Source organism: Telluria sp. ZB2R32 (genome assembly GCF_059685715.1).
This window is the reverse complement of sequence record NZ_JCASIG010000009.1, coordinates 16,907-42,692: the sequence shown is the minus strand read 5'-3', so window position 1 is coordinate 42,692 and position 25,786 is coordinate 16,907. Positions and strand designations below refer to the sequence as shown.

The following is a 25,786-nucleotide window of genomic DNA, read 5'->3' as shown; positions in this document are numbered from 1 at the left end:
TTGCATGCCTACATCAGCAGCTCACGGCTGCGGATTCCAGCCGATGCCGTTGCCGTAAGCCGAGAACACCTTGGCGCGCGTGGCGAAATCGGCGTCGACGTCGCCGGCGCGCAGGATGTATCCCCCGACACGGCGGCTCAGGTCGAGCGGATTGCCGGCCAGGTCGGTGCTGCCGAACTCGCGCCAGCCGCTGGTTGCATTCGGCGCCACTGGATTCGGCGCCGGCTGGCCGTTCACGCCCTGCCCGGCCCAGCCGGCCGGCGCCACGTGATTGTCCATGCGGCAGTTGATGAAGGCGATGTTGTCCCAGCTCGACGTGCCGCCGGGGCTGCGCGCGAGCCAGGTGGCGCCCGCGGGCACGTCGCCGGCCAGCGGGCCCGGTCCCGGCCCGTGGGTCAGGCTGCTGTTGAGGAAGACGAAGCCCTTGTCGGTGGCAACAGGTACGCGCGCCTGCAGCACGTAGCCGCCGCTGGTCGCGCTGGTGCTGTCGCCCACCGAGCGGATCTCGCTTTCCTCGAACAGGGCGGCGCGGCTGCTGCCCCAGATGAAGTCGACGTTGCCGGCCACCAGCGAGCGGTAGAACCAGGCCCAGCCCTTCAGGTTGAGCGTGTCCTGCTCGCTGAAAAAGCTGGCGTTCTTGACCACCAGGCGGCCGTCGCTGTTGAAGTAGATCGTTTCCGCCTGCGCCGAAATCGCGGGCGAACGCAACGTCGTGTTCTTCAGGGTCAGCGACTCGAGGCTGAGCATGTCCGACGTTTCCACCAGCATCACCGAACGCCCGCCGGCAGGGCTGGCCGTCGCGCTGGCCGCCTGGCTGCCGCCGGTGCCGCTGTTGAGGGTGTCGTGGTTGGTATAGCGGATCACGACGCCGTCGCGGCTTTCGCCGACGATGCTGAGGTTGTCCTTGCCACGCACGAACAGCAATTCCTCGTAGCTGCCGTTCTTGACGCGGATCGTCACCGGCTCGGCCTTGCTGAAACTTTTCATCGCGTAGCTGAGCGCGCCCTGCACCGTCGAGAAGTGTGCCGGGCCGTCGTCGTCGACCGAGAGTTCCGTGCCCGTCGGATGGTCGGCGCGCGTGGTGAACGTCCAGCCGGCCGCCTTGCCGATGCCGGCGAAGGGAATTCCACCGAGGCTGGTGCCGGTGAAGACGCCGTCGGCGATCGCCACGTAATACTCGGTGCCGTAGTCCAGCTTGTTGCTGTGCAGTTTGATGGTCACCGTGTTGCCGGCGATCCGGATCGGCGTGACGTTGACCTTGCGCACCTGGTCCTGGCCCGGGTAACCGAGCATGTCGGTTTCGCCGGTGAGGCGGATCACGTCGACCAGCGCATCGTCGGCCTTGCGGAACACGCGGATGGTGCCGCCGCTGCCCAGCGTCGGGGCGTTGTCGAACACCAGCTTCAGCGTGGCGTCGACCTGGCCGGCGCCGGAACCGGCTGCCGGCGAGGCCACACCCTGCAAGGCGTAGGTCTGGGTCGGCTGCACGAACTGCGGCGCGATCGTGACGGCGATCGAGCGCATCACGGTCGCGTCCGAACCCGAGCGGAACACGACGTTCGCCGTGCCGGCGCCGACCGGCGCGATCGATACCGTGTTGCCCTCCTTCGCGACCGCGGCGACGGCCGGATTGCTCGACTCGGCACTGAAGCTGTCCGCCGTGCCGTCGGCGGCAACCGAAGTCACGTTCACCCGCAGCGGCGCGTCGCCCGCTTCGGCGGCCCAGGTCGGCGTGCCGGGGTTGATCGTCAGTTGCACGGGTTTCAGGCGCGGGTCGCCGATGCGCACGTCGTCGATCTGGAAGCTCTTGTTGGCCGTATACAGGCCGACCCGTCCGCGTGCCGCAAAGCTGGTGTCGGTGACCGACCCGAGGTTTTCGCCGTCGAGGTAGACGGTCAAGGTGCTGCCGATCATCTCGAAGCGCACGGTATAGAACTGCGCATCCATCGCGATCGGTTTGCGCACCTGGCGCGGGCGGCTGAGCGTCCCGGCCAGCATCTTGGCGATCTCGACCTGGGTGCTGGCGGTGCTGTTCTGCACGTTCAGGCCGGCGCCATACCAGTTATTGGCATCCTGGTAACGCGTCACCAGGAACAGGTGCTTGTTGCCGGTCGTACCGTTGGTCATCGGGCGAATCCGCGCTTCGACGTAGTAATCGCCCGAGGGCACCGCGTCCATGGTGCCCTGCTTGAGCAGCGCCAGCACGCCGCCGGTGCTGGCGGCCGTGTATTGCAGCACCTTGTTGGGGCTGCCCGCCACTTCGTCGACGACGCCGAAGGCGCCGTTCGGGCCGGGCACGGGCAGCAAGTCCCATTTAGCGGCGTTACCGCCCTGGAAGTCGTCGCAGACGTACAGCCCGCTCGGCGGGCAGGTCAGGCTCGGGCCTGTGTCGACGACCACCTTGCCGGTGCCGGAGATGGTGGTGACGAGCTTGCCGCCGCCGGCCTGCGACAGCGCGTTCGCCTTGACCAGCGCGATCGGCCGCGCGGAAAACGCATATGGCGGCGTCCAGGTCACTGCCGTGGATACACCGCAATTGCCGAGTGGCTTGGCATTCAGTAGCGAGCCGCTGTCCTTGAAGGCGCCCGGGATGGTACCGCCGAAGCTCTGCACCACGTTGGCGCAGGCGGTGGCGCCGGCGACTTCGAACACATTGTTCGACGACAGGATTTTTGCCGCATGGCCGACGCCGACGAAATAGCTGGTGCGGTAGACCGGGTGCGAGCGCGAGCCGGTGTAATAGTTGTTGAACAGATGCACCTGGCCGTAGCGCACGCGCGGCGCGCGGCTGGCGACGTCGCGGAACACGTTGTTGCTGAAGGTGACGCGCAGCTTGCCTTCATCGGCGGTGGCGCCGTCGCCGCCGCCGACCAGGTTGTTCTTGTTGTGCTCGCCAAACTCGTTATAGGAGACGGTGACATAGTCCGACGCATTCGTGATGTCGAGCGCGCCGTCGTGGCATTGCTTCACGTGACCGTTTTCGACCGGCAGGAAGTTGTCGGTCAGCGGCAGGTCGGTGAAGCTGTTGCGGTCGATCCAGATGTGGTCCGAGCCGGACACCGAAATCGCGTCGAAAGCGCTGTTCCAGTTGCCGGTGGCGCCATCGGTCGGATCCCAGACCGGGCCGACGTCGCAGGGATTGACGAACTTGAGGTTGCGGATGATGACTTGCGACACGTTCGACAGCACGATGTGGCCGTTGACCAGGCCCGAATTGCGGTCGCCGATCAGCGTGGTGTTGCTTTTCAGGCGCACGGCGCCGCGCGCGGACTGGTCGGCGCTGCTGGTGTAGGGCCTGCCTTCGCTCATGTCGAGCACGCCGGACAGCTTGATGATCTTGCTGGTGGTGCCGCCGTTGGTGATGGCCGCCAGCAATTGCGCGCGCGTGGTGACGGTATAGATCTGGGAGGTGACGGCGGCGGAACCGCCGACGGTACCGCCGGCCTGGCTGGCCCAGCCGTCGGCCGGGGCGACCTGGCGCGCCGGGTCGACTGCGGTCGCAGCCGCGGCATGGCCGGCAACGGCCATGAATGCAAGGCAGAGCGCTGCCTTGAGACGATTGTTGCGCATGGAATGCTCCTGTGTGCAGGAAAGAGGTGGTGTCGGCACTGGCCGCGTCTTAATGCAGACGCGAGCGCGAACGTGAACGGACCCGCAATGCACCTGCCATCGCCGCGAATCCACCCAGCAAAATGGCCGTGCTGGCCGGCTCGGGCACCTCGCCGACGCCGATCTGCGCCGTCAGCGAACCGAACTCGTCCCACGAAACCCCGCTCAGGTCGAGCGCAACCGTATGCGCGTCGACGATCGACAGGCCCGGCACGCCGCTGGCACCATTCGCGCCGGCGAAGCTGAACGCCGTGATCGCGCCCGGCAGGGTAGTGCCGAAGTCGAAGCGCATGCTGTAGGCGCCGGGCGGGTTGGCGCCGTTGGCGATCACCGTCAGCGCGCCGGCGGCGGAAAAATCGATGCCGAACAGGTAGTCGGCCGTGAAGAATTCGACGCCGGTTTCGGTCGGATCGAGCCGGCTGGTGTTGGAACCGGGCTCCTGTGCGAACCCGTGGTCGAGGCCGAGCATGCCGTCGGCGGCGCCGTTGTAGCTGGCCGTGATGACGGCGTCCTGCAATGGGAGCGGTGCGGCGTAGACGGTGGCATGTGCAGTGGCGGCGCTGGCGGCCAGCGCCAGTGCCTGAAGGATGTGCTTGGTTCTCAAAGAGGTCTCCGGATGTTTTTTTTTGGAAGTCGGCCGCCGCTTGGCGGTAGCCGCATGGTGGACACCTTGCGTGTCCGGCGCCGCTGCGACGAGGACCCGGAGCCCCGGGCGGGTCGAAGACGGTCAGTTCCGTAATGTTGCCGGACTGATTCTAAATTGGTCTAACCAGTGATGCAATTGGTATGCACACTTAAATATAAAATGTTTAACGCTTACCACACTCCGCAGGTCAGGCAGCCGTCCCCGGCAATGCCTCGTAAATACTGGCAAGGCCGCTTACGGCCGCCCGCTCAGACCGAAAAAATAACTGGCATGTCCAGATTGCGAAACTGGTCCGACCAAAGTACAATTGTCCGCAGACTAACTTATGCCAGGGGAATTTCTCTTGGTACGCTGAATGCCCGCACGCATAACATGGCAGGAGCGATTGTCATTCAACCGTGTTGACCCGGCCGCCACGGCCCTCGTCACCACGGCACGGATACGCGAGGTATCCATCCGAGCGAGCCAGGGATACACCCGGCCGCGATTGATGATCACACGCAGGAGACACGTAGTGAAACACCAGACCACCATTGCCAAGCGCCGCTTGGCCGAACCACGCTTTCTTCTGTCGGCCGTCGCCGTCGCCGTGCTGACCCTGGCGAACGCCGCCGGCGCCCAGGAAGCCCCGATGCAGCGCGTCGAAGTGACCGGCTCCTCGATCAAGCGCCTCGCCACCGAAAACGCCCTGCCCCTGACCACCTACAAGGCCGAGGAACTGACCAACCAGGGCCTGACCACGATGTCGGAAGTCGCGGTCGCCCTGACGGTCGCGGCCACCAACGAGCCGGTCGGCGGCGGCGGCGGCGGCACCATGATCAACATGCGCGGCCTGAACACCAACCGCACCCTGGTCCTGCTCAACGGCCGCCGCCTGGCGAACGAAGCGCTGGGCGCGAGCTCGGTCAACGTCGACGTCATCCCGATGGCCGCCATCGACCGCGTCGAAGTGCTGCGCGACGGCGCCTCGGCCCTGTACGGCACCGACGCCATCGCCGGCGTGGTCAACTTCATCACCAGGAAGACGGTCAAGGACGTGACCATCCACGCCAGCACCGTGCAGCCGGAACAGTCCGGCGGCGGCGACCAGAAGCGCGTGACCCTCGTCGCCGGCAAGGGCGACCTGGCGGCCGACGGCTGGAACGTCTACAGCGCCTTCAGCGCCCAGCGCCGCAGCTCGCTGATGCAGATCGACCGTCCGAACATCTGGGACCCGGCCAAGCTCGCTTCGCTCGGCGGCAACCCGTTCACCTCGAACACCTCGGGTGGCTCCTCGTCGCCTGCGAACTACACCATCTACCGCAACGGCCGCTCCGCCAACATCACCGGCAACCCGTACTTCGCGGCCGGCTGCGTGGCGCCGGGCCTGCCGCAGACCACGGTGCCGTCGACCCGCACCAACGCCAACGGCGGCAAGACCTGTATCCTCGACCCGACCATCTACCCGCAGCTGCTGCCGGAAAACCAGCAGGTGACCCTGTTCACCAAGGGCAGCCTGGCGCACGGCGACGGCAAGGTGCTGACGGTCGAACTGAACCTGTCGAAGTCGTACATCGACGCCCTCAATCCGCCGCAGGTGTTCGGCGCGAATACCGACTACGACCGCCTGACCGCCTCGCGCCGTCCGCTGATGATCACCCGCGCCAGCAAGTACTACCCGGGCGGCAGCGGCGGCGTGCCGGCCGTGGCCGGCCTGAACGGCGAAGACCTGGCCCTGACCTGGAGCCTGGACGAACTGGGCGCCGCCGGCACCCACGACGTGCAGACCAACCACCGCCTGGTGGTCGCCGACGAAGGCGAATTCAAGGGCTGGGACTACCGCGTCGGCGCATCCTACGGCTACAGCCATCGCGACAGCGGCTTCAAGGACAATTTTGTCCGCACCCCGGGCATCTACGCCGGCGTCGCCAACGGCATCCTGAACCCGTTTGGCGCCCAGGACGAAGCCGGCCGCGCCTACCTCGAGAGCATCTCGGCCGACGGCCAGGACTTCCGCGTTGCCGACGTGCGCCACTACGGCGCCGACTTCAACCTGTCGCGCAGCCTGATGGACCTGCCGGGCGGCGCCCTGGGCGTGGCCGTCGGCGGCGACTGGCACCGCGAAACCTACGAGGAAAACGCGACCATGATCGGCAACGAAGTCGCCTACAAGGTCTCGGGCACGCCGGGCAACAACCCGAGCGGCCAGCGCAAGGTCGCCGGCCTGTACGTCGAACTCGATGCGCCGGTCACGAAACAGCTGAACCTGAACTTCGCCGTCCGCGGCGACCATTTCAGCGATTTCGGCTCGACCTGGAATCCGAAAGCGAGCTTCCGCTACCAGCCGATGAAACAGCTGATGGTGCGCGGTACGGTCAGCACCGGTTTCCGCGCGCCGACCCTGCCCGAACTCTACGGCACGCCGCGCACGCTGTCGCCGTCGACCTCGAGCTGGGACGATCCGCTGCTGTGCCCGAGCCCGACCCCGAACGTGGCCGGCTCCGGTACGCTCACCACCGACCCGCGCTTCGCCGGCCTCGGCCTGGACGCCGAGCGCGTCTGCAACACCCGCCTGACCACGCTGGTCGGCGCCAATCCGGACCTGAAACCGGAAAAGTCGAAGACCTATACCGTCGGCTTCGTGGTCGAACCGTTCAAGAATTTCTATGCGACGGTCGACCTCTGGAAGATCGTCATGGACGGCACCATCGCCCAGATCAACGAAGACGCCATCTTCGACAACCTGGGCCGCTACCAGGACCTGTTCGTGCGTAATCCGGACGGCACGCTGCAGTACATCACCAAGACGCGCCTGAACATGGGCGGCCTGAAGACCCAGGGCGTCGACCTGAGCCTGTCGTACTCGCTGCCGACCGCGAACTGGGGCCGCTTCGGCATCTCGATGGACGGCACCTTCACCGACAAGTACGAAGGCCAGAACGACGCCGGCAGCGAATGGGTCGACAGCGTCGGCCGCATCGGCGCCCTGTCCACCGGTTCCACCTCGGCCAACACCTACATCTTCAAGTGGAAGCACACGGCGCGCGTGAACTGGGCCTACGGTCCGTTCTTCGCCCAGCTGACGCAGCAGTACACGTCGAGCTACGAAGACACCAATGCACTGCCGACCCAGCAGCCGGGCCAGCCGTTCTACAACGTGATCGACCCGTACCGCGTGTACAACCTGTCGACCACGTACAAGGTCTCGAAGAACTTCAAGGTCGGCGCCGGCGTGAACAACGTGTTCGACCACGAACCGCCGCTGTCGAACCAGCGACTGTCGTCGCGTGTCGTGTTTGCGCAGAACATCGCCAAGCCGATCGGCCGTGCGTTCACCGTGCGGGCGGACTACACGTTCTAATCGCTTTGCCCCTTGGGTGGACGGCTTTGCCGTCCACCCAACATCCCTTTTCTTCTTTCGAGGTCTTGAATGAAGCTTCCGTTCGCCCTCCTTTCCCTGTCGATGTGCGCGCTTCCGGCGCTCGCCGCCGACGCCCCTTCCAAACCCGTCCGCATCATCCTCGTCGGCGATTCCACCATGGCGACGAGAACCGGCTACGGCGACGCCCTGTGCGCGCGCTTCAAGCCGGAGGTCAGCTGCGTCAACCTGGCGCGCGGCGGGCGCAGTTCGGGCAGCTTTCGCGCCGAGGGCCGCTGGGACGAGGTGCAGGCATTGCTGAAAGACGGCGCCGCCTTTTCCGCCAGCTACGTACTGGTCCAGTTCGGCCACAACGACCAGCCGGGCAAACCGGGCCGCTCGACCGACCTGGTGACGCAATTCCCGCAGAATATCGCGCGCTACGCCGACGAAGCCATCGCCCTCGGTGGCGTGCCGGTGCTGGTCACGCCGCTCACCCGGCGCAGCTTCAAGGGCGCGTACCTGAAGGACGACCTCGCGCCCTGGGCCGCCGCCACGCGCCGCGTCGCCGACGAACGCAAGCTGGCCCTGATCGACCTGAATGCGATCAGCGCCGCCGCCGTCCAGCGCATGGGACAGGACGAAGCCGATACGCTGGCGCAGGCGCCGCGTCCCGCCAACTACGGCGCCCCGGCCAGTGCGGCCAGCGTCGAGCCGCAAGGCGCGCCGAAAAGCGCGTTCGACCGTACCCACGTCGGCGCCAAGGGGTCGGAAGTTTTCTCAGGCATGGTCGCGGCCGAACTGGTGCGCCTGTTCCCCGACCTGAAGGGGCAATTCGCCGCGCCTTCTGCCTACGCCGCCGTGCGCCCATAAATTTTTTTGCGGCGCGCCTTTCGGATGCGCCGCCCACGCATCCGGAAGTCCCATGAAGCACATTTTGCTTGTCCCGGTCCTCGCGGCCATGACCACGCTTGCCATCGCGGCGCCCCCCTCCCTTTCCTTCGTTCGCCAGCACGCCCCGCTCGACGGCTGGGCCGCCCGGGAAGGCGGCACCCGCGGCGGCGCCGACGCGGCGAACATCGTCACCGTGCGCGACGCGCCCGCGCTGCGGCGTGCGCTCGACAAGCGTACCCCGGGCAGCCGCATCGTCCAGGTCGAAGGCATCATCGACATGAGCGAAGGCCGCCCCTTCGCCAGTACCGCCGACCAGGCCAAGCGCGGGCGCGTTTCGCTCCCTTCGAACACCACCCTGGTCGGCCTCGGCGCCAACGCCGGCTTCGTCAACGCGCACATCGACGTGACGCGCGTTTCGCAAGTCATCATCCGCAACCTGCGCCTGCGCAATCCCTGCGACGTCGCCCCGGAATGGGACCCGAACGACGGCGCCAAGGGCAACTGGAACGCGCAGTTCGACGCCGTCTCGATCGTCGGTGCGCACCACGTCTGGGTCGACCACAACAGCTTCACCGATGCCCCGGATACCGACGACCTGCTGCCGGTCGAGAACGGCAAGCACCGGCAATGCCACGACGGCGCACTCGACGTGCGCGACGCGGCCGACTTCGTCACCATCTCGTACAACCACTTCGCGCTACACCAGAAGAACATGCTGATCGGCGCCAGCGACAAGGCCACCGGCGACGCCGGCCACCTGCGCGTCACGATCAGCAACAACCTGTTCGAGAACGTCGCCAGCCGCGCGCCGCGCGTGCGCTTCGGCCAGGTCCACCTGTTCAACAACTACCACGTGGGCGAACGCAAGCATCCGGCCTACCCTTACGAATACGGCGTCGGCGTGGCCCATGGCGCACGCATCGTCTCGCAGGCGAACGCCTTCGAGATCGCCGGCGCGCGCTCGTGCAAGGACGCCATCCGCCATTTCGCGGAGAACGGCGCGGAGGACGGTGCCGAAGCCGGCGTCCTCACCGATACCGGTTCGCTGCTGAACGGCGCCACGATTGCGCCTTGCGGCCAGGCGGCCACGCCGGCGTGGAGTGTTCCCTATCCGTTCACGCCGCGCCCGGCCGAGGCGATGCCTGAGTACGTGCGCGCGCAGGCCGGCGCCGGCAGGATCGTGCAGCGGCCCGTCGTTGCCGGCTGTCCGACGGCCGACTTCCTGGGCTGCGACGGGTTCGATCGGGGCGCCGCCGGCTGGGACTTGACGCGCGAGGGCGAGGCTGCGCTGGCCGTCCGTGCCGACGCACACAACCGTATTTTGCAAGCCGGGGGCAGCGGGCGCATGCTGGCGTTGTCGAAGGATGCGCGCATGACGGCGGCCGGCGCCCAGCAAGCCTTCATCGAGGCGCAGGTCCGTACCGGCGCCGGCGGTCCGGCGCGTTCGCTGTTCCTGGTCGGCCGCCACGTCGACGCGCGCAACTGGGTCGGCGCCGGCATCGACCTGCCGGCGAGCGGCGACACCATGGCGATCCAGCTGGTCCGCATGCAGGACGGCGTGCTCACCCGCCTGAAAACGGTGCCACGCGCGCGCCTGCCGGGCGGACGTTTCGCCACGCTGCGCCTGGAAATGGCGCCGGCCATGCTCGCCGTCTACCTCGACGGCGAAAAGATCACCACCGCGCCGCAGCCGGCTTTCAATGGCGCCGCTGCCCGCACCGGGATCCTGGTCCAGGGCGGCATGTTCGAACTCGACGACCTGCGCGCCGGCGTACCCGGCATGCAGCCGGCCCGTATCGCACCGGCGCTGGCCGGACCGCAGTTCCGCGCGCAGGCCGGCGACGCGCCGCAGCCGCTCGCCATCAGCGCGGTCGGCAGCGATGGCGTCACGCGCCTGGCCTACGGCGCGCGTTCCAGCGATCCGGCGGTGGCCGCGGTCGCCGTCACCGCGGAGGGCATCGCGATCACGCCGCGCGCACCAGGCACGGCGCGCATCATTGTCACTGCCAAGGACGATCCGGCGCTGCACAGCACGATCGATGCGGTCATCGGCGCGCCGTTCAAGGCCGCTTCCGCCGCTGCCGGCCCCGGGCCGCAGACGCTGGCGCCCGCCAGCGGCGCACGCGAGGTCCCGGTCGACACGCTCCTGCGCATCGGCTTTGCGCAGGCCCCGGTGCTGGGCAGCACCGGCGCGATCCGCATCCACCGCGTGCGCGACGACGCACTGGTCGACAGCATCGCGCTTGGCGAGGAAGTGCGCGCCATCGGCTATCCCGGCCAGGCGCGTGCGCGCCACGTGCGCTTCACGCCGGTGACGGTCGAGGGCAACACGCTGCTGGTGCAGCCGCACCTCGGCAAGCTCGATTACGCGACCGAGTACTATGTGCTGGTCGGCGACGGCGTGGTACCGGGCAGCGCGATCGGGCGTTGGACCTTTCGCACGGCGGACGCAGCCCCGACCGGCACGACCCTCACCGTCGACGACGACGGCCGCGCCGACTTCCGCACCGTGCAGGGCGCGCTGAACCACGCGATGCGCGCTTTCGACAAGGCGACGCCGGTCACGGTCGACATCCGCAACGGCCGCTACCGCGAGCTGCTGTTCATTCTCGGCAAGGACAAGCTGCGCCTGCGCGGGGAGAGCCGCGACGGCGTCGTCATCCATGCCACCAACAACGACGGACTGAACCCGGGTTCGGGCGGCAGCCAGGGCGCGGGCTCGCCTTCGTTTTCGGGCGGGCGCGCGCTGCTGGCGGTCGAAGAGTCCGACCTGCTGACGCTCGAGAACCTCACGCTGCGCAACACCACGCTGCGCGGAAGCACCCGTTCGGGCCAGGCCGAGACGGTCTACTTCAACGTCGAGGGCGGGCGCCTGGTGGCGAAGAACGCCAGCTTCTACAGCGAGCAGGACACGATCCAGGTGAAGGGCTATGCCTGGTTCTGGCGCACCCTCGTCGAGGGCAACGTCGACTTCATCTGGGGCGCCAACCGCGCCGCCCTGTTCGAGGAAAGCGAGCTGCGTTCGGTCGGAGACAGCAAGGATGCACAATCGGGCGGCTACATTGTGCAGGCGCGCACGGTCGCGCGGGGCGACCCCGGCTTCGTGTTCCTCAACAGCGCGCTGACCCACGGGCCGGGCCCGAAGGGGAATGGCGTGCCTGCGGGATCCACTTACCTGGCGCGCAGTCCGGGCACGGCATCGACTTGGGACAACGTCGTCTACATCAATTGCCGGATGGGCGAACATGTGGCGCCGATCGGCTGGGCCGGCGCGGGCGTGAACCGCGAGCCGGCGCCGAATCCGGCCGTGGCCGATGCGGCGCACGGCTGGCGCGAATATGGGTCGATGGATGTGGCGGGCAAGCCGCTGGACCTGGCGCGCCGGGTGGGCGGCTATGCGCTGACGGCCCAGGAAGCGGCGGCGCGGTTTGGGAGCAGGAATGTGATTTTTGGCGGGTTCAATGGCGGCGAAGGATGGGACCCGGCGCCGTGATGGCGCAAATGTGGCCGGCGGATGCGTTGCGTTTGATCCGGCTGTGTAGACGCGTGGACTCGGGAGTCCACCCTACGGTGCACCACGTTCACCGGCGAGTTCACGAGACGGTTGTGTAACGTAGGGTGGAGTCCTGACTCCACGCGGATCACCGCCCGCATTTCAGCAAACTGGATGAAGGCCACGGCGCCGGCAAACCGGGACCCTACTTGCTCGCGCCGCCCCGCATATGCTCATCCAGAAAGCGCACGGTCGCCTCCACCGTCGGCGTCAGCCACGGATCGAACAGCCAGAAACTGTGCGGCGTCTCCGGCAGCAGCAGCACCCGGCTCGGCACCCCGGCCGCATCCATTTTCGCGATCATCTCTTCGCGCCCGACCGCGAAGCGCGTCTGGGCGCTGCCGATGAACAGGATCGGCGGCGTCTGCGCATTGACGTAAAAGGTCGGCGAGGCCTCGCGCCACAGCGCTGTCTTTTCCGCATAGCGCCCGCCGAACCAGGCGCCGGCCGACGAGGGCTGCTTGGCCGGGTCGTCCTCGTACTTGCGCGCCGCTTCCGAGGTGAAGTCGGACAAACCGTCGATGTTGACGATGGCCTGGGCCGCGCTCGATGCGGCGCCGGCCACTGCGCCCGGATCGAAGCGCTCGATCCCGCCGGTCACGCCGACCAGGCTGGCAATCTGTCCGCCGGCCGAGCCGCCGCCGACCGCGATGCGTTGCGGATCGATGCCGTACTGCGCCGCATGCGCGCGCATCCAGCGCAGCGCCGCCTTGACGTCGTGGATCGCGGCCGGATATGGCGCTTCCGGCGACAGGCGGTAGCTGACCGTGGCCGCCGCGTAGCCGCGTTCGGCCATGCGGATCGCCATCGGCGCGAAGTTGGCGCGCACGCCGGCGCGCCAGCCGCCGCCGTGCACCAGCACGATGCCGGGCAGCTTTTTACCGGCGCGTGCCTTGGGCAAGTAGAGATCCAGCTGCAGGGCGCGGGTGCCGTGGCTGACGTAAGTGATGTCGCGCAGCGCTTCCACCGACGCCGGCACCTCGCGGCTGGCGACCTGGATAAAGGGGTACTGCTTGACCAGCTTGGTGTAGGTCGTCTCGGCGGTATAGCTGTCGGGGGCGGACTGGGCGCAGGCGCCTGCCGCACAACCGGCCAGCGCGGCCGCCATCAAGGTCACGCGCACGGTTCTCATGCAGCCTCCTTTGACGCGTGGTTGCGCACGCGGAACACGACGCGCCGGCGCAGCATCTGTCCTGGCGCCAGCACTGTCAAGCCATTGCGCACGGCGCCCTCGGGCAGGTTGTGGGCATTGATTGCATGGTCGACCGGTTCGAAGCAGAAGAAGTCGCGCCCGGCCGGCGCATACAGGATGTAATAGGCCATGTCGGCCTCGATCGCGAGCGAGACGCCGCTGTCCGGCCAGTACACCTCGGCCTGGCCATCCCAGCCGCGAAACGCGTGGTCGACCTGGCCGTCCGGCAGCACTTTCGCTGCCGCGAAATCCCATTCCGGCGGCAGGTCGATGCTCTCGTCCGGCAGCCCGCGCGCGTCGCGGGTCCAGGTGCCGCGCGCATGCGCGCGCAGCGTCACGCCGGCACGGCGTTCCAGCCACGGGTGCAGGCCCAGCCCGAACGGCAGCCGCACGGCTCCCGTATTCGTGACTTCGAGCGTCACCTGCAGCGCCGTCTCGCCCAGGGTATAGCGCAAGCGTGCCACGTAAGAAAACGGCGCGCCGCCGCGCCGGTCAAGCAGCAGCGTGGCGCCGGTCGCGGAACGCGCTTCCACCGTCCACGGATGCTGCCAGCCGTCGCCATGGATCGGGCACGGCTCGCCGGCGCGGTTGGGCGCAGGCGCAACGCTGCGCCCTTCGAACATGAAGCCGGCCGGATCGATCCGGTTCGACCACGGCACCAGGGGAAAGCAGGCCAGCTGCGAGGTCGCCGGCGCCGGCGCGCCGGGTGTGTGCACGTAAGGGCGCAGCAGCGCATGGGTATCGGCGCCGCGGCGCCAGTCGAGGCGCCCCAGGCCGCCGGCGGCGCCGGGCAGCACCTCGGCGTGCAGCGCGCCGCAGCGCAGGTGAAGCATCTCCATCATGTGGCGTAACCTGCGGCTTACTTGAACATCGGGCCGTCGAGCAGGAATTTGCCGCCCTGGTAGATGGTCGTGACGTCGTCCGCCGCCGGGAATTCGGCGGTGTCCGGGAATTTCGACGCGAACTGCGACGAGCTGTCCTTGGCCTTGTAGCCGAGGTGGCGCGCGTAGCGGTTGTCCCACCACAGGCTGTCGTTGTCCGACATGCCGAACACGATGGTGTGGCCGACGCGCGGCGCGAACAGCGAGCAGCGCAGCATTTCGGTCAGGTCGTCGTAGCTGAAATAGGTCGTCATCATGCGCTTGTTGGCCGGCTCGGGGAAGCTCGAACCGATGCGGATGCAGACGGTCTCGAGGCCGAAGCGGTCGTAGTAGTAGCGCGACATGGTCTCGCCGAAGCACTTGCTGATGCCGTACATGCTGTCGGCGCGCACGGGCATGCTGGCGTCGAGCATGTCGGTGGTCTTGTAGTAGCCGACCGCGTGGTTCGAGCTGGCGAAGATGATGCGCTTGACGCCATGCTTGTGCGCCGCTTCGTACAGGTTGGCCACGCCGAGGATGTTGGCCTGCATGATGTCCTCGAACGGCGCCTCGGTCGAGATGCCGCCGAAGTGCAGGATCGCGTCCACGCCTTCGACCAGCGCCATGACGGCCGCCTTGTCGGCCAGGTCGCAGCGCACGATTTCCTCGTTCGGGCCGGCCGTGCCGACCTCGTTCAGGTCGGACAGGCGCACGACCTCCGCCCATGGCGCGATGCGCTCGCGCAGGATGCGTCCGAGGCCGCCCGCGGCGCCGGTGAGCAGGATGCGTTTGAATGGTTTGACGGGCTGGCTTGCTGCGGTCGGTGCGGATTGGGTCATGCCGTTCTTCCTGGTGGGTTCGAAAAAAACTGTCTCTGCTGGCAGTATGCCATGAAGTTTCTCTAACCGGCTAGTCCGCCTTGCGCATGCGGTCAGACCACATTAGAATGGCCTGACCAAAAAAGCAATCCGCGACCGCGCCTTGCGGCCAGTCGGACTGCTCCACAATAATCCACTCGATGAGACGACCTTGAACCTGCCGACCAAGCTGCTTGCCGCCCTCGTTACCCTCTCCGTCCTCGGCCCCGCCGCCGCCGAGGGTCCCTACCGCAATCCCGACAACAAGAGCGCCAAGGATCCTGGCGAAGGTACCTACCCGGTCCCGTACAAGAAGCCGGTCCCGGCCGAGATCACGGCCGCCCTGCACCGCATCCGCGGCTACATGGATGCGCACACACCGTCGCAAGTGGTCAACAAGTCGACCAAGGCCCCGATCACCGACTTCAGGACGCCGGTGAAGGAGGCCGTCATGGCCGAGAGCGAGGCCGACTTCGGCCTGCAGGTCTACGAGATGGGCGTGGTCCACGCCGGCATGCTGAAAGCCGCCGAAGTCACCGGCGACAAGCGCTTCACCGAGATGACGGCTCGCCACCTGCAGTTCTTCGCCGACAAGCTGCCCTACTTCCAGGCCCAGGAACAACGCTTCAAGCTCGAGCGCGCCAACGCCTTTTCGCGCTTCATCGACCCGCGCTCGCTCGACGACGCCGGCTCGATGTGCGCGGCGATGATGCGCGCACGCGCGGCCAGGATCGGTCCGGACCTGTCGAAACAGATCGCCGTATGCGGCAACTGGGTCGCCAGGCAGCAGTTCCGCCTGCCGGACGGCACCCTGGCGCGCGAGCGGCCGCAGGCCGTGTCGCTGTGGGCCGACGACATGTACATGGGCGTGCCGGCGCTGGCCGAACTGGGCCGCATGACCGGCGAACGCGCCTACTTCGACGACGCCGTCAAGAACGTGCTGCAGATGTCGGCCTACATGTTCAACCCGCAGCTGAACATCTATACCCACGGCTCGAACGCCAACAACCCGGACGCGCCGCAGTTCTACTGGGGCCGCGCCAACGGCTGGGCGGTGCTGACCATGTCCGATCTGCTCGACGTGCTGCCGAAAGACCATCCGGGCTATCCGAAGGTGCTGGAACAGCTGCGCAAGACGCTCAAGGGCATCGCCCAGCTGCAGTCGGGCACGGGCCTGTGGCACCAGATGCTCGACCGGAACGACTCCTACCTCGAAACCTCGGCCAGCGCCATGTTCACCTATGTGTTCGCGCACGCCGTCAACCAGGGCTGGGTCAGCCCGACCACCTATGGTTCGATCGCGGTGGCCGGCTGGGCCGGCCTGTCGACCAAGATCAACGACAAGGGCCAGGTCGAAGGCACCTGCGTCGGCACCACCTTCGCCAGCGACCAGGTGTATTACTACAACCGTCCGACCAGCGTCGACGCCCTGCACGGCTATGGCCCGACGCTGCTGGCCGGCGCCGAGATCATCAAGCTGGTGAACAACCCGGCCTTCGGCATCGAACACCGCGTGCGCACCTACCACTTCGTGCCCAAGGGCGGCCAGACCAACTACCGCGAACACCACTGATTCAGGAGAGCTTCATGCAATCGACCGTTTTACGTTTTTCGCTGGCCGCCTTGTTTGCGCCTTCCTTGGCATTGGCAGCTGACGCGCTGACCGTCACGGTCAGCCACGACCTGGCGCTGGCGCGGCCTTCCGAGACCATTACCGTCCCGTGGAGCGAAGTCAATCGCGCCCTGCCCGGCGCCCTGATCCAGCGCCTGGTGGTCAAGGACGCGAAGGGACGCGTACTGCCGCACCAGGTCACCAACGTGGCGCCGCTGGCCAAGGACCCGAAGAACGTCGGCGCCGCCTACGGCGAACTGATCTTCCAGCACGACTTCGCTGCCGGCGAAAAGAGCGCCAGCTTCACCGTCGAAAAGAGCGACACCCTGAACCCGGTGTTCCCGACCAAAGCCTTTGCCCGCTACGTGCAGGAACGCCTGGATGACTTCGCGTGGGAGAACGACCGCATTGCGCACCGTACCTACGGCCCGGCGCTGGCGGCGCCCGCGCCGGCCGGCAGCGGCAAGGAAGTGCTGGTGACCAGTGGCCTCGACCTGTGGTTCAAGCGCGTCGACTATCCGATCGTCGACCGCTGGTACAACAAGGGCCACGACCACTACCACAAGGACGAGGGCGAAGGCATGGACATGTACAACGTCGGCAAGTCGCGCGGCGCCGGCGGCACCGGCGTCTGGGACGGCGCCACGCTCGCCACCAGCACCAATTACGCGAGCTGGAAGGTGCTGGCCAACGGTCCGGTACGCGCGGTGTTCGAGCTGAGCTACGACGCCTGGGATGCGGCCGGCACCAAGGTTTCCGAAGTCAAGCGCTTCACGGTCGACGCCGGCCACCAGCTCGACCAGATCGACAGCACCTTCACCTTCAGCGGCCCGCAGCAGCTCACCGTCGCCGTCGGCCTGAACAAGACGCCGTCGGACAAGAAGCAGGATCCGAAGATCGCGATCGTGCGCAGCGAAGCCGATCCGTCGCTGCTGCAGTGGGTGCAGCAGGCCAGCAACGGCGCGATCGGCCTCGCCATCGTACTGCCCGGCGCCAGCGGCTTCGCCGAAGACGCGCTGAACCACCTGGTGCTGGCCAAGGTGGAATCGGGCAAACCGCTGCGCTACCATGCCGGCGCCGCCTGGGACCGCGCCGGGCACATCGTGTCGCAGGAAGCCTGGGCCGCCTACGTGGCGCAGGCCGCGGTGCGCGCGAAGAATCCGGTGAAGGTCACGCTCGGCGCCCGCTGATCGTAGGGTGGGCACTCGTGCCCACGCGGTACTCCGGATGCATATCGAAACCTCGTTCGCGCGCCTCAGGGTATGCATGGGTACGACCGCGTGGGCACAAGTGCCCACCCTGCCTCGCTTGACCTTCGGCGTGCTCTGCGCCATGCTGTGCGCGCTCCCTTCACCGCGCCCAGGACTGCCATGTACATCCGCCCCGACCACCGCTTCGACGACCGCGACGCCCTGTTCGCGCTGATCGGTGAACACGCCCTCGGCGCCTGGGTCCTCGCCGGCGCCGACGGCCTGGTGGCCAACCACATCCCCTTCCTGCTCGACCGCCACCGCGGCCCGCACGGCACGCTGGTCGGCCACGTGGCGCGTGCCAACCCTGTCTGGCGCGCGCTCGGCGCCGGCACGCCGTCGCTGGTAATGTTCCAGGGGCCGCAAAGCTACATCACGCCGAACTGGTATCCGGGCAAGGCCGAGCATGGAAAGGTGGTGCCGACCTGGGATTACGCCGTCGTCCACGCGCATGGCGTCGCGCGGGCCGTCGAAGACCCGGACTGGTTGATGGACATGCTCGATCGCCTGACGAACGTGCAGGAAGCGGCGCAGCCGGCGCCGTGGCGGGTGAGCGACGCGCCAGGCGACTACATCGACAAACTGCTGCGCGCGATCGTCGGCATCGAGATCCCGATCGAGCGGCTCGAGGGCAAGCTGAAAGCGAGCCAGGACGAGGCGGTACGCGACCGGCTGGGAACGGTGGAAGGCTTGCGTGGGCTGGTGCGGCCGAAGGCGGCGCTGGCCGACCTGGTGGCGGGAGCGATCGAGGCGGACCGGTAGCGCGAAACGGATCGTTTGCCGATGTGTACCGTAGGGTGGGCATGCCCACGCGTTACGTGCGCTTCACGAAGCCGTGCGAACGAATATTCGACGCAGTCGGGAAAGGATACGCACGTAACGCGTGGACTCGGGAGTCCACCCTACGTCATGAGGAAATTTTCCCGGCGGCGGGTGAAAGAATACGGACGTAACACCCCTACGGTGCACAATGGCCGACGGCGCGATTAGCCGCCGAACGGCGTTTCCGCCACGCCCTGCACACCCGGCCGCAGCGTGATCGTCGCCCCCGCCCACGGATCGGCCGGGTCCTGCCCGGCGCTGATCGAGGTGACCAGCAGCGTATCGAGTCCGGGCCCGCCGAAGCTGCACATCGACGGCTTGGCCATCGGCACCTCGATCGTGCGGTCGAGGCGGCCGTCGGGCGTGAAGCGCAGCAGGACGCCGGCATCGTTCCCGCAGGTCCAGTAGCAGCCGTCGACGTCGACCGCGGCGCCGTCCGGGCGGCCGGGGTGATTGTGCATGTCGACGAAGAGCCGCCGGTTCGACGGCAGGCCGGCGTCGAGGTCGTAGTCGAAGGCCCAGACCTGCTGGCTGGCCGGGTGCGAGTCGGACAGGTACATCGTGCGCCCGTCCGGAGAGAAGGCCAGGCCGTTCTGCGTCAGCAGGCCGGCCACCACCGGCGCCGACAAGCCTTCATTGGAAGAATAGCGGTACAGCTCCCCGACCGCGCGTTCGGCCGCCATGTCCATGAACATGGTGCCGCTCCAGAAGCGGCCCTGGCGGTCGCAGCGGCCGTCGTTGAAGCGCATGCCCGCTTCAAGCGCCTCGGGTGCGGCCAGGCGCGTCGGCTCGACGCTGCCGTCGTCGTTCAGGACCAGGCGGAACAGCCCGGTTTCCATCCCCGCCAGGATGCTGCCGTCGCGTGCCGGGGCGATGCAGGCGACCATTTCGCCGCAGCTCCAGCTGCGCAGTTCACCTGCGCCATCGAGGCGCCAGATGGTCTTGGCCGGAATGTCGACCCAGTACCAGCTGCCGTCCTGTACATTCCAGACCGGGCATTCGCCCACCAGCGCGCGCTTGGCACTGACGCGTTCGATGTGCATGCTCATCAGGCCTCCTGTGGTTCGCGGATTTCGTCGTAGCGCGGCACCAGCGTTTTCATGACGCCCCAGGCCAGCAGGTAAGCCACGGCGCAGAACGCGAACATGATGGTGTAGCCGGTCTGGATCTGGCCCAGCGCGCCGTAGTAGTCGAACAGCCAGCCGCCGACCTTGGTCACCAGCACGCCGCCGATGCCGCCGGCCAGGCCGCCGATGCCGACCACCGAGCCGACCGAGCGTTTCGGAAACATGTCCGAGACGGTGGTGAACAGGTTGGCCGACCAGGCCTGGTGCGCCGCGGCGCCGATACCGATCAGGATCACCGGCACCCAGAAGCTGATGTAGCCGAAGGGTTGCGACAGCAGCACCACCAGCGGGCACAGGGCGATCAAGAGCATGGCTTTCATGCGGCCGTCGTACGGCGAGGCGCCCTTGTTGATGAACCAGGTCGGGAACCAGCCGCCGCCGATACTGCCGATCATGGTCATGCTGTACAGGATGGCGAGCGGCCACTGGATCTCGGTGCTGGTCATGCCGTACTGCGCGGCCAGGTATTTCGGCAGCCAGAACAGGAAGAACCACCAGACGCCGTCGGTCATGAATTTACCGAAGGCGAAGGCCCAGGTCTGGCGGTAGCCGAGCAGTTCCCACCATGAGAGGGCACGGCCAAGCGGCTTGCCGTCGGCCGCGGCCGGCGCGTCGTCGCTGGTAATGTAGGCCAGTTCGGCGGCACCCAGGCGTTTTTGCCTGGCCGGCTTCTCGTAGAAGATGGTCCACAGGCCGAGCCAGACGAAGCCGATCGCGCCGATGACGACGAAGGCGGCCTGCCAGCCCCAGTGCGCCGCGATGAAGGGTACGCTGATCGGCGCCAGCACGGCGCCGACGTTGGCGCCGGAGTTGAAGATGCCGGTGGCGAAAGCGCGATCCTTCTTCGGGAAGTATTCGGCGGTGGCCTTGATCGCGGCCGGGAAGTTGCCGGCCTCGCCCACTGCCAGCACGGCGCGGGCGATCATGAAGCCGATCACGGACACCGGGACGGCGGCGATGCCGAGCATGCCCAGTACCGAATTGGCGCCGTTGCCCAGGCCGATCGCGCCGGCATGCATGATGGCGCCGATCGACCAGACCACGATCGCCAGCGCAAAGGCGGCCTTGGTGCCGAGACGGTCGACCACGCGGCCGGCGAACAGCATCGAGATCGCGTAGACGAACTGGAAGGCGGCGGTGATGTTGGCGTAGTCGGTGTTCGACCAGCCGAATTCCCTGGTCAGTTCCGGCGCCAGCAGCGACAGCACCTGGCGGTCGAGGTAGTTGACCGTGGTGGCGAAGAACAGGAGTGCGCAGATGGTCCAGCGGTAGGTGCCGATGGCGCCGCTGGCGGCTGGGTTGGCGCGGCCGGCTGCGGCGGCCTGTTTGATGGTGTCGGTTCGCATGATGTCTCGTCGTTATGGTTATCGTCTACCAGCCTGCCGGAAGACTCTTGCGATCTTCGCGGCAGCTCATCAGTCATCCAGGATCAGGAAATAAGCAGGTATTACTACCGGTCCGGCCGGATCAGGTCACCGGGGCCGGGTTGAACAGCGTCAGTGCGTTGTGCAGCTTCCAGTGCTCGGCCCAGGTCTTGCGCCCGCTCGCCACGTCGAGCATCAGGCGGAACAGCTCCCAGCCGATGTCTTCGATCGTCGCTTCGCCGCTGGCGATGCGGCCCGCGTTCACGTCCATCAGGTCATGCCAGCGGCGCGCCAGGTCGTTGCGGGTCGCCACCTTGATCACCGGGACCGGCGCCAGGCCGTAGGGCGTGCCGCGGCCGGTGGTGAAGATGTGCAGGTTCATGCCGGCCGCCACCTGCAGCGTGCCGCAGATGAAATCGCTGGCCGGCGTGGCAGCGTAGATCAGGCCCTTCTGTTTCAGCTTTTCGCCCGGCGAGAGCACGCCGGTGATCGCCGCGGAACCCGACTTGACGATCGAGCCCATCGCCTTTTCGACGATGTTCGACAGTCCGCCTGCCTTGTTGCCGGGCGTGGTGTTCGCGCTGCGGTCGACGCCGCCCCTCTTCAGGTAGGCATCGTACCACTCCATCTCGCGGATCATGGCGGCCGCCACTTCCGGATCGGAAGCGCGCGCCGTCAACTGGTCGATCCCGTCGCGCACTTCGGTCACTTCCGAAAACATCACGGTGGCGCCGGCGCGCACCAGCAGGTCGGTCGCGAAGCCGACGGCCGGATTGGCGGTCACGCCCGAAAAGGCATCGCTGCCGCCGCACTGCACGCCGACCACCAGGTCGGCGGCCGAGCAGGTCTCGCGGCGGCGCGCGTCCAGCACCTTCAACTGTTCGTGCGCGGTGTTGACGATCGAATCGATCATCGACATGAAGCCGACGTGGCCGGCGTCCTGCAGGCAGACGTTGGCCGGTTCGCGGCCGGCGAGGATCGGGATCGAACCCTTCGGGAACAGGCGCGCCGGCTGCAGCTTTTCGCAGCCGAGGCTGACGACCATGGCCTGGCCGCCGAAGTTCGGGTTCTGGCTGATGTTGCGCAGCGTGCGGATCGGCACGTCGGCGTTCGGCGCTTCGATGGCGACGCCGCAGCCGTAGGTGTGCTCCAGGCCGACCACGTCGTCGACGTTCGGGTACAGGGGCAGCAGCTCGTCCTTGATGCGCTTCACGGCGAAGTCGACCACGCCGGCGACGCACTGCACGGTGGTCGTAATGGCCAGGATGTTGCGCGTGCCGACCGAACCGTCGGCATTGCGGTAACCCTCGAAGGTGAAGCCGTCGAGCGGCTCCATGACGGGTGCGGCGCGGTTGGCGATCGGCAGGCCGGCGAGGTCGAGCGCCTCGGGCATGCGCAGGTTGTGTTCCGCGATCCAGCTGCCGGCGGCGATGTCGCGCAGGGCGAAGCCGATGGTGACGTTGTAGCGCGTGACCGGCGCGCCGGCGGCGATCGCGACGAGCGCGACCTTGTGCCCCTGCGGCACGGCTTCGATCAGCGCCAGGCCGTCGGCGAACACGGCGCCGGGCTTCAGGCCGCCGTCGTTGACGACGATGGCCACGTTGTCGTTGGCGTGCATGCGGATATAGCGTGGCGTGTCCTGGCTGGCTTGTTCGGCCTGGCCTGGACGCACGATTTGGATGCTTTGCATAGTGGACCTGCCCAGTTGAGTGACTGTGGCTTGCGGCGCAGGTGCGCGCCAAGCCTTATAAGTTGAAGCGAGTATGCCAGTAAAAAATCGATCTGGCTAGTCCGCATTGCGCAATTGGTCAAACCAATTTAGAATGGCCTGACCAAAAACTAGATTGGACGGCAATGCTGAAACGCGTACCGACTGGACAGCACGTGCTGGAGACAAAAGGCGACAGTGGAACATCCGGGTTGCAACACCTGCACCACCCCGAACCACGTCTATATAGAGTGGTCGCCGACCGTATCGACGCCCTCATCCGCAGCGAAAACCTGGCGGCCGGCACGCGCCTGCCGCCCGAGCGCGAACTGGCGACCCGGCTCGGCGTCAGCCGCGCTTCCCTGCGCGAAGCCCTGATCGCCCTGGAGCTGGGCGGACGGGTGGAAGTGCGCGGCGGCTCCGGCGTCTACATCTGCGCGGCGGCTCCGGTCCAACCAGTCGAGATCGGCCCCGGCCCCTTCGAAGTGCTGGCCGCGCGGCGCCTGATCGAACCCGAAGTGTGCGCCATGGCGGCGCGCGTCGCCACCGACGGGGCCATCGACGCCATCCTGCGCGCGGTGGAAGCGATGGAACGCAACCACGATATCTATGCCAGCAACGAGCTGGCCGACCGCGAATTCCACCTGTCGATCGCCCGCGCCAGCGGCAACAGCGCCCTGGTCGGCACCTTCGATTACCTGTGGGAGCAGCGCGGCCGCCTCTGGCACCGCCTCAAGGAACACTTCCAGACCGAACAGCTGCGCCAGGAGACGCTGCTCGACCACCGGCGCATCTTTGCCGCGATCGCCGCCCACGATGCGGCCGGCGCGCGCACGGCGATGCGCGCCCACCTGGAACGCGTGACACGCACTTTTTCGCGCGGCTGAATGTATAAGCATTTGCACGACCGGCGCGGCCTCGCAGCCGTGGCGGACATCATAAGCACCATGATTTGGAGACGAGATGACCCTGAAGCACATTAATACGCAACGCCGCTCCCTGCTGACCGCATCCCTGTCGGCGGCCGGCCTCGGCCTCGGCGGCTGCGCCGTCGCGAGCAAAAGCGGCGACGCCCCCGCCGGCCCCGCCGCCGATGCCTGGGCGCGCGCCCGGAACATCATCGTCACCTTCAAGACGCCGCTCGCCTTCCGCAAGCAGGATTTCCTCATCACCGCCTATGGCGCGGCGCCGTGCAGCACGGTGAAAGTGACGGGATACGTCGCCCATCACGAGCCGGGCCAGGTCAGCACGCCGGCGCCCGGCGCGCCCGACTGCTACGGCGCGATCGCGGCGGCGATCGGCGCCTGCGCCGCGGCCGGCGGCGGCCGCGTCGTGATCCCGGCCGGGAACTGGCTGGTGAAGGGTCCGATCGTCCTCAAGTCGAACGTCAACGTGCACCTGGCCAAGGGCGCCCACGTCTACTTCAGCAACGATCCCGACGACTTCGCCAAGTACGGCGACCATGACTGCGGCGCCAACGGCAAGCTGGTGATCTCGCGCTGGCAGAGCAACGATTGCCTGAACTATTCGCCGCTGGTCTATGCCTACGGCCAGAACAACATCGCCCTCACCGGCGAAGACTGGACCAGCATCCTTGACGGTCAGGGTGGCGTGCCGCTGCCGAACGGCGACACCTGGTGGGACTGGAAGGGTAAACGCAAGCCCGGCCCGAACCAGCAGCAGGCGCAGACGGTCGTCAATCCGCGCAACCCGACCAGCGTGCGCGCGGTGGCGCCGGGCCTGGATGCGGCCCAGGTCGCGCTCATGGAAGGCAAGGACGACAAGTGGCGCACCGACGAAGTCTACCTGCCGACGCTGTCGGAAGCGGGCGTCCCGGCCGGCAAGCGCATCTTCGGACGCGGCCACTACCTGCGCCCGTGCATGGTCGAATTCATCGGTTGCACCGACGTGCTGCTGCAGGGTTACGAGATCCGCCAGTCGCCGTTCTGGGTGCACCACCCGGTCAACTGCACCAAGCTGGAGTTCCGCAACGTGCACATGGACAGCCTGGGCCCGAACAGCGACGGCTTCGATCCGGACGCCTGCAATACCGTGCTGGTCGATGGCTGCACCTTCAACAACGGCGACGATTGCATCGCGATCAAGTCCGGCAAGAACCGCGACATCCAGTTCGGCCCGACCCAGAACGTGGTGATCCAGAACTGCATCATGAATAGCGGCCACGGCGGCGTGACCCTGGGCAGCGAGATGGCGGGCGGGATCCAGCACGTGTATGCGCAGAACATCGAGTTCCGCAATACGCACTGGGCCACCGACCCGCTCAACACCGCGATCCGCATGAAGACCAACATGAACCGCGGCGGCTTCCTGCGCCATTTCTACGTGCGCAACGTGACGATGCCGAATGGCGTCAACCTGAAACCGGGGTATTACCGGCCCCTGCCCGGCTCGCCGATCCCGCCGAAGTCGGTGGGTTCCTCGTCCGGCGCGGTGGTGACGATCGACTGTGACTACGACCCGAACGCCGACAACGTGCGCACCCGCCCGCCGGTCGTCGAGCACGTCCACATCTCGGGCGTGAAAGTGGGCAACGTCAAGACGCAGGACGGCGAATTCTCCTGCTACCAGGCGCTCTTGCTGCTGGGACCGGTCGCCTTCGACTACAACGGCCCGGCCGGCGCCGAGATCCTGCCGATCCGCGACGTGACGATCACCGACTGCGATTTCGGCACGCCACGGAACGCGGCCCAGCCCTGGTATGTCCATAACGTGAAGAACGTGAAACTGACCAATGTGACGATTGCGGGCAAATTGGTCAACACCACGCTGGCGACTTGAGGTCGGACTGGGCCGCGCACGGGTTTCCTGCCTATGCGCGACGCTCTTCGTAGGGTGGACTCCGTCCACGCGGTACAGCACGTGAACAATCGCATCGTACGATTCGACCATCACCCGTTGAACCGCGTGGGCACAAGTACCCACCCTACAAAAATA

Annotated in this window: 16 protein-coding genes; 8 read left to right on the top strand and 8 right to left on the bottom strand. The window is 67.1% G+C overall.

The window, feature by feature from the left end; genetic code table 11:
- Window positions 1–21: 21 nt before the first annotated feature.
- Together AC56LG_RS22135 and AC56LG_RS22130 are read right to left on the bottom strand one after the other, a co-directional pair.
- The gene (locus AC56LG_RS22135) at window positions 22–3,570 is read right to left on the bottom strand and encodes a pectinesterase family protein (RefSeq protein WP_497168184.1); all 3,549 of its coding nucleotides are present in this window, start codon (window positions 3,568–3,570) and stop codon (window positions 22–24) included.
- A 49-nt stretch (window positions 3,571–3,619) separates the two neighbouring features.
- On the bottom strand, window positions 3,620–4,213 hold the full coding sequence (locus AC56LG_RS22130; RefSeq protein ID WP_497168183.1) for a hypothetical protein: 594 nt from the start codon (window positions 4,211–4,213) through the stop codon (window positions 3,620–3,622).
- Between the two features lie 556 nt (window positions 4,214–4,769).
- Here AC56LG_RS22130 and AC56LG_RS22125 point away from each other — a divergent pair.
- The 3 genes from AC56LG_RS22125 (at window position 4,770) to AC56LG_RS22115 (ending at window position 11,979) form a co-directional block, all read left to right on the top strand.
- Window positions 4,770–7,595: a TonB-dependent receptor plug domain-containing protein gene (locus tag AC56LG_RS22125; protein WP_497168182.1), complete on the top strand. Its 2,826-nt coding sequence runs from the start codon at window positions 4,770–4,772 to the stop codon at window positions 7,593–7,595.
- Between the two features lie 69 nt (window positions 7,596–7,664).
- On the top strand, window positions 7,665–8,465 hold the full coding sequence (locus AC56LG_RS22120) for a rhamnogalacturonan acetylesterase (RefSeq protein WP_497168181.1): 801 nt from the start codon (window positions 7,665–7,667) through the stop codon (window positions 8,463–8,465).
- A gap of 52 nt (window positions 8,466–8,517) precedes the next feature.
- Window positions 8,518–11,979: a pectinesterase family protein gene (locus tag AC56LG_RS22115; RefSeq protein WP_497168180.1), complete on the top strand. Its 3,462-nt coding sequence runs from the start codon at window positions 8,518–8,520 to the stop codon at window positions 11,977–11,979.
- 205 nt (window positions 11,980–12,184) lie between these two features.
- On the opposite strand, the gene AC56LG_RS22110 is transcribed toward AC56LG_RS22115, so the two are convergent.
- From AC56LG_RS22110 to AC56LG_RS22100, 3 genes are read right to left on the bottom strand one after another with little or no spacing between them, the layout of a single operon-like run.
- Window positions 12,185–13,171 carry an alpha/beta hydrolase fold domain-containing protein gene (locus AC56LG_RS22110; protein ID WP_497168179.1) on the bottom strand — a complete coding sequence of 329 codons (987 nt, stop codon included), beginning with the start codon at window positions 13,169–13,171 and terminating at the stop codon, window positions 12,185–12,187.
- The gene (locus tag AC56LG_RS22105) at window positions 13,168–14,073 is read right to left on the bottom strand and encodes an aldose 1-epimerase (protein WP_497168178.1); all 906 of its coding nucleotides are present in this window, start codon (window positions 14,071–14,073) and stop codon (window positions 13,168–13,170) included. Before AC56LG_RS22105 ends, AC56LG_RS22110 begins: the two co-directional genes overlap by 4 nt.
- 17 nt (window positions 14,074–14,090) lie before the next feature.
- A complete protein-coding gene (locus AC56LG_RS22100; RefSeq protein WP_497168177.1) occupies window positions 14,091–14,930 on the bottom strand; it encodes an NAD-dependent epimerase/dehydratase family protein in 840 nt (279 codons plus the stop codon).
- A 190-nt stretch (window positions 14,931–15,120) separates the two neighbouring features.
- On the opposite strand from AC56LG_RS22100, the gene AC56LG_RS22095 reads away from it, so the two are divergent.
- The 3 genes from AC56LG_RS22095 (at window position 15,121) to AC56LG_RS22085 (ending at window position 18,572) form a co-directional block, all read left to right on the top strand.
- On the top strand, window positions 15,121–16,521 hold the full coding sequence (locus AC56LG_RS22095; RefSeq protein ID WP_497168176.1) for a glycoside hydrolase family 88/105 protein: 1,401 nt from the start codon (window positions 15,121–15,123) through the stop codon (window positions 16,519–16,521).
- A 14-nt stretch (window positions 16,522–16,535) separates the two neighbouring features.
- Window positions 16,536–17,750, top strand: coding sequence for a BT3233 family polysaccharide utilization protein (locus tag AC56LG_RS22090; RefSeq protein ID WP_497168175.1), 1,215 nt, complete (start codon window positions 16,536–16,538; stop codon window positions 17,748–17,750).
- Window positions 17,751–17,930: 180 nt separating this feature from the next.
- Window positions 17,931–18,572 carry an FMN-binding negative transcriptional regulator gene (locus AC56LG_RS22085; RefSeq protein WP_497168174.1) on the top strand — a complete coding sequence of 214 codons (642 nt, stop codon included), beginning with the start codon at window positions 17,931–17,933 and terminating at the stop codon, window positions 18,570–18,572.
- A 224-nt stretch (window positions 18,573–18,796) separates the two neighbouring features.
- Here AC56LG_RS22085 and AC56LG_RS22080 read toward each other — a convergent pair whose 3' ends face one another.
- The 3 genes from AC56LG_RS22080 to garD form a co-directional block, all read right to left on the bottom strand.
- Window positions 18,797–19,675 carry an SMP-30/gluconolactonase/LRE family protein gene (locus AC56LG_RS22080; protein ID WP_497168330.1) on the bottom strand — a complete coding sequence of 293 codons (879 nt, stop codon included), beginning with the start codon at window positions 19,673–19,675 and terminating at the stop codon, window positions 18,797–18,799.
- 5 nt (window positions 19,676–19,680) lie between these two features.
- Entirely contained in the window at window positions 19,681–21,105 is a 1,425-nt protein-coding gene (locus AC56LG_RS22075; protein ID WP_497168173.1) for an MFS transporter, read from the bottom strand.
- A gap of 121 nt (window positions 21,106–21,226) precedes the next feature.
- Window positions 21,227–22,813, bottom strand: a complete 1,587-nt coding sequence (garD, locus tag AC56LG_RS22070; RefSeq protein WP_497168172.1) for a galactarate dehydratase — start codon at window positions 22,811–22,813, stop codon at window positions 21,227–21,229.
- Window positions 22,814–23,010: 197 nt separating this feature from the next.
- Here garD and AC56LG_RS22065 point away from each other — a divergent pair, with 197 nt between their 5' ends.
- Together AC56LG_RS22065 and AC56LG_RS22060 are read left to right on the top strand one after the other, a co-directional pair.
- A complete protein-coding gene (locus AC56LG_RS22065) occupies window positions 23,011–23,718 on the top strand; it encodes a FadR/GntR family transcriptional regulator (protein ID WP_497168329.1) in 708 nt (235 codons plus the stop codon).
- Between the two features lie 76 nt (window positions 23,719–23,794).
- Window positions 23,795–25,630, top strand: coding sequence for a glycoside hydrolase family 28 protein (locus AC56LG_RS22060; RefSeq protein WP_497168171.1), 1,836 nt, complete (start codon window positions 23,795–23,797; stop codon window positions 25,628–25,630).
- Window positions 25,631–25,786 lie beyond the last annotated feature (156 nt).

What these genes read in the sequence shown, in the direction of transcription:
- AC56LG_RS22100 (WP_497168177.1), bottom strand. Translation starts at nt 14,930, where the DNA reads ATGACCCAATCCGCACCGACCGCAGCAAGCCAGCCCGTCAAACCATTC.
- AC56LG_RS22060 (WP_497168171.1), top strand. Translation starts at nt 23,795, where the DNA reads ATGACCCTGAAGCACATTAATACGCAACGCCGCTCCCTGCTGACCGCA.
- garD (WP_497168172.1), bottom strand. Translation starts at nt 22,813, where the DNA reads ATGCAAAGCATCCAAATCGTGCGTCCAGGCCAGGCCGAACAAGCCAGC.
- AC56LG_RS22080 (WP_497168330.1), bottom strand. Translation starts at nt 19,675, where the DNA reads ATGCACATCGAACGCGTCAGTGCCAAGCGCGCGCTGGTGGGCGAATGC.
- AC56LG_RS22120 (WP_497168181.1), top strand. Translation starts at nt 7,665, where the DNA reads ATGAAGCTTCCGTTCGCCCTCCTTTCCCTGTCGATGTGCGCGCTTCCG.
- AC56LG_RS22085 (WP_497168174.1), top strand. Translation starts at nt 17,931, where the DNA reads ATGTACATCCGCCCCGACCACCGCTTCGACGACCGCGACGCCCTGTTC.
- AC56LG_RS22110 (WP_497168179.1), bottom strand. Translation starts at nt 13,171, where the DNA reads ATGAGAACCGTGCGCGTGACCTTGATGGCGGCCGCGCTGGCCGGTTGT.
- AC56LG_RS22075 (WP_497168173.1), bottom strand. Translation starts at nt 21,105, where the DNA reads ATGCGAACCGACACCATCAAACAGGCCGCCGCAGCCGGCCGCGCCAAC.
- AC56LG_RS22135 (WP_497168184.1), bottom strand. Translation starts at nt 3,570, where the DNA reads ATGCGCAACAATCGTCTCAAGGCAGCGCTCTGCCTTGCATTCATGGCC.
- AC56LG_RS22115 (WP_497168180.1), top strand. Translation starts at nt 8,518, where the DNA reads ATGAAGCACATTTTGCTTGTCCCGGTCCTCGCGGCCATGACCACGCTT.
- AC56LG_RS22090 (WP_497168175.1), top strand. Translation starts at nt 16,536, where the DNA reads ATGCAATCGACCGTTTTACGTTTTTCGCTGGCCGCCTTGTTTGCGCCT.
- AC56LG_RS22105 (WP_497168178.1), bottom strand. Translation starts at nt 14,073, where the DNA reads ATGATGGAGATGCTTCACCTGCGCTGCGGCGCGCTGCACGCCGAGGTG.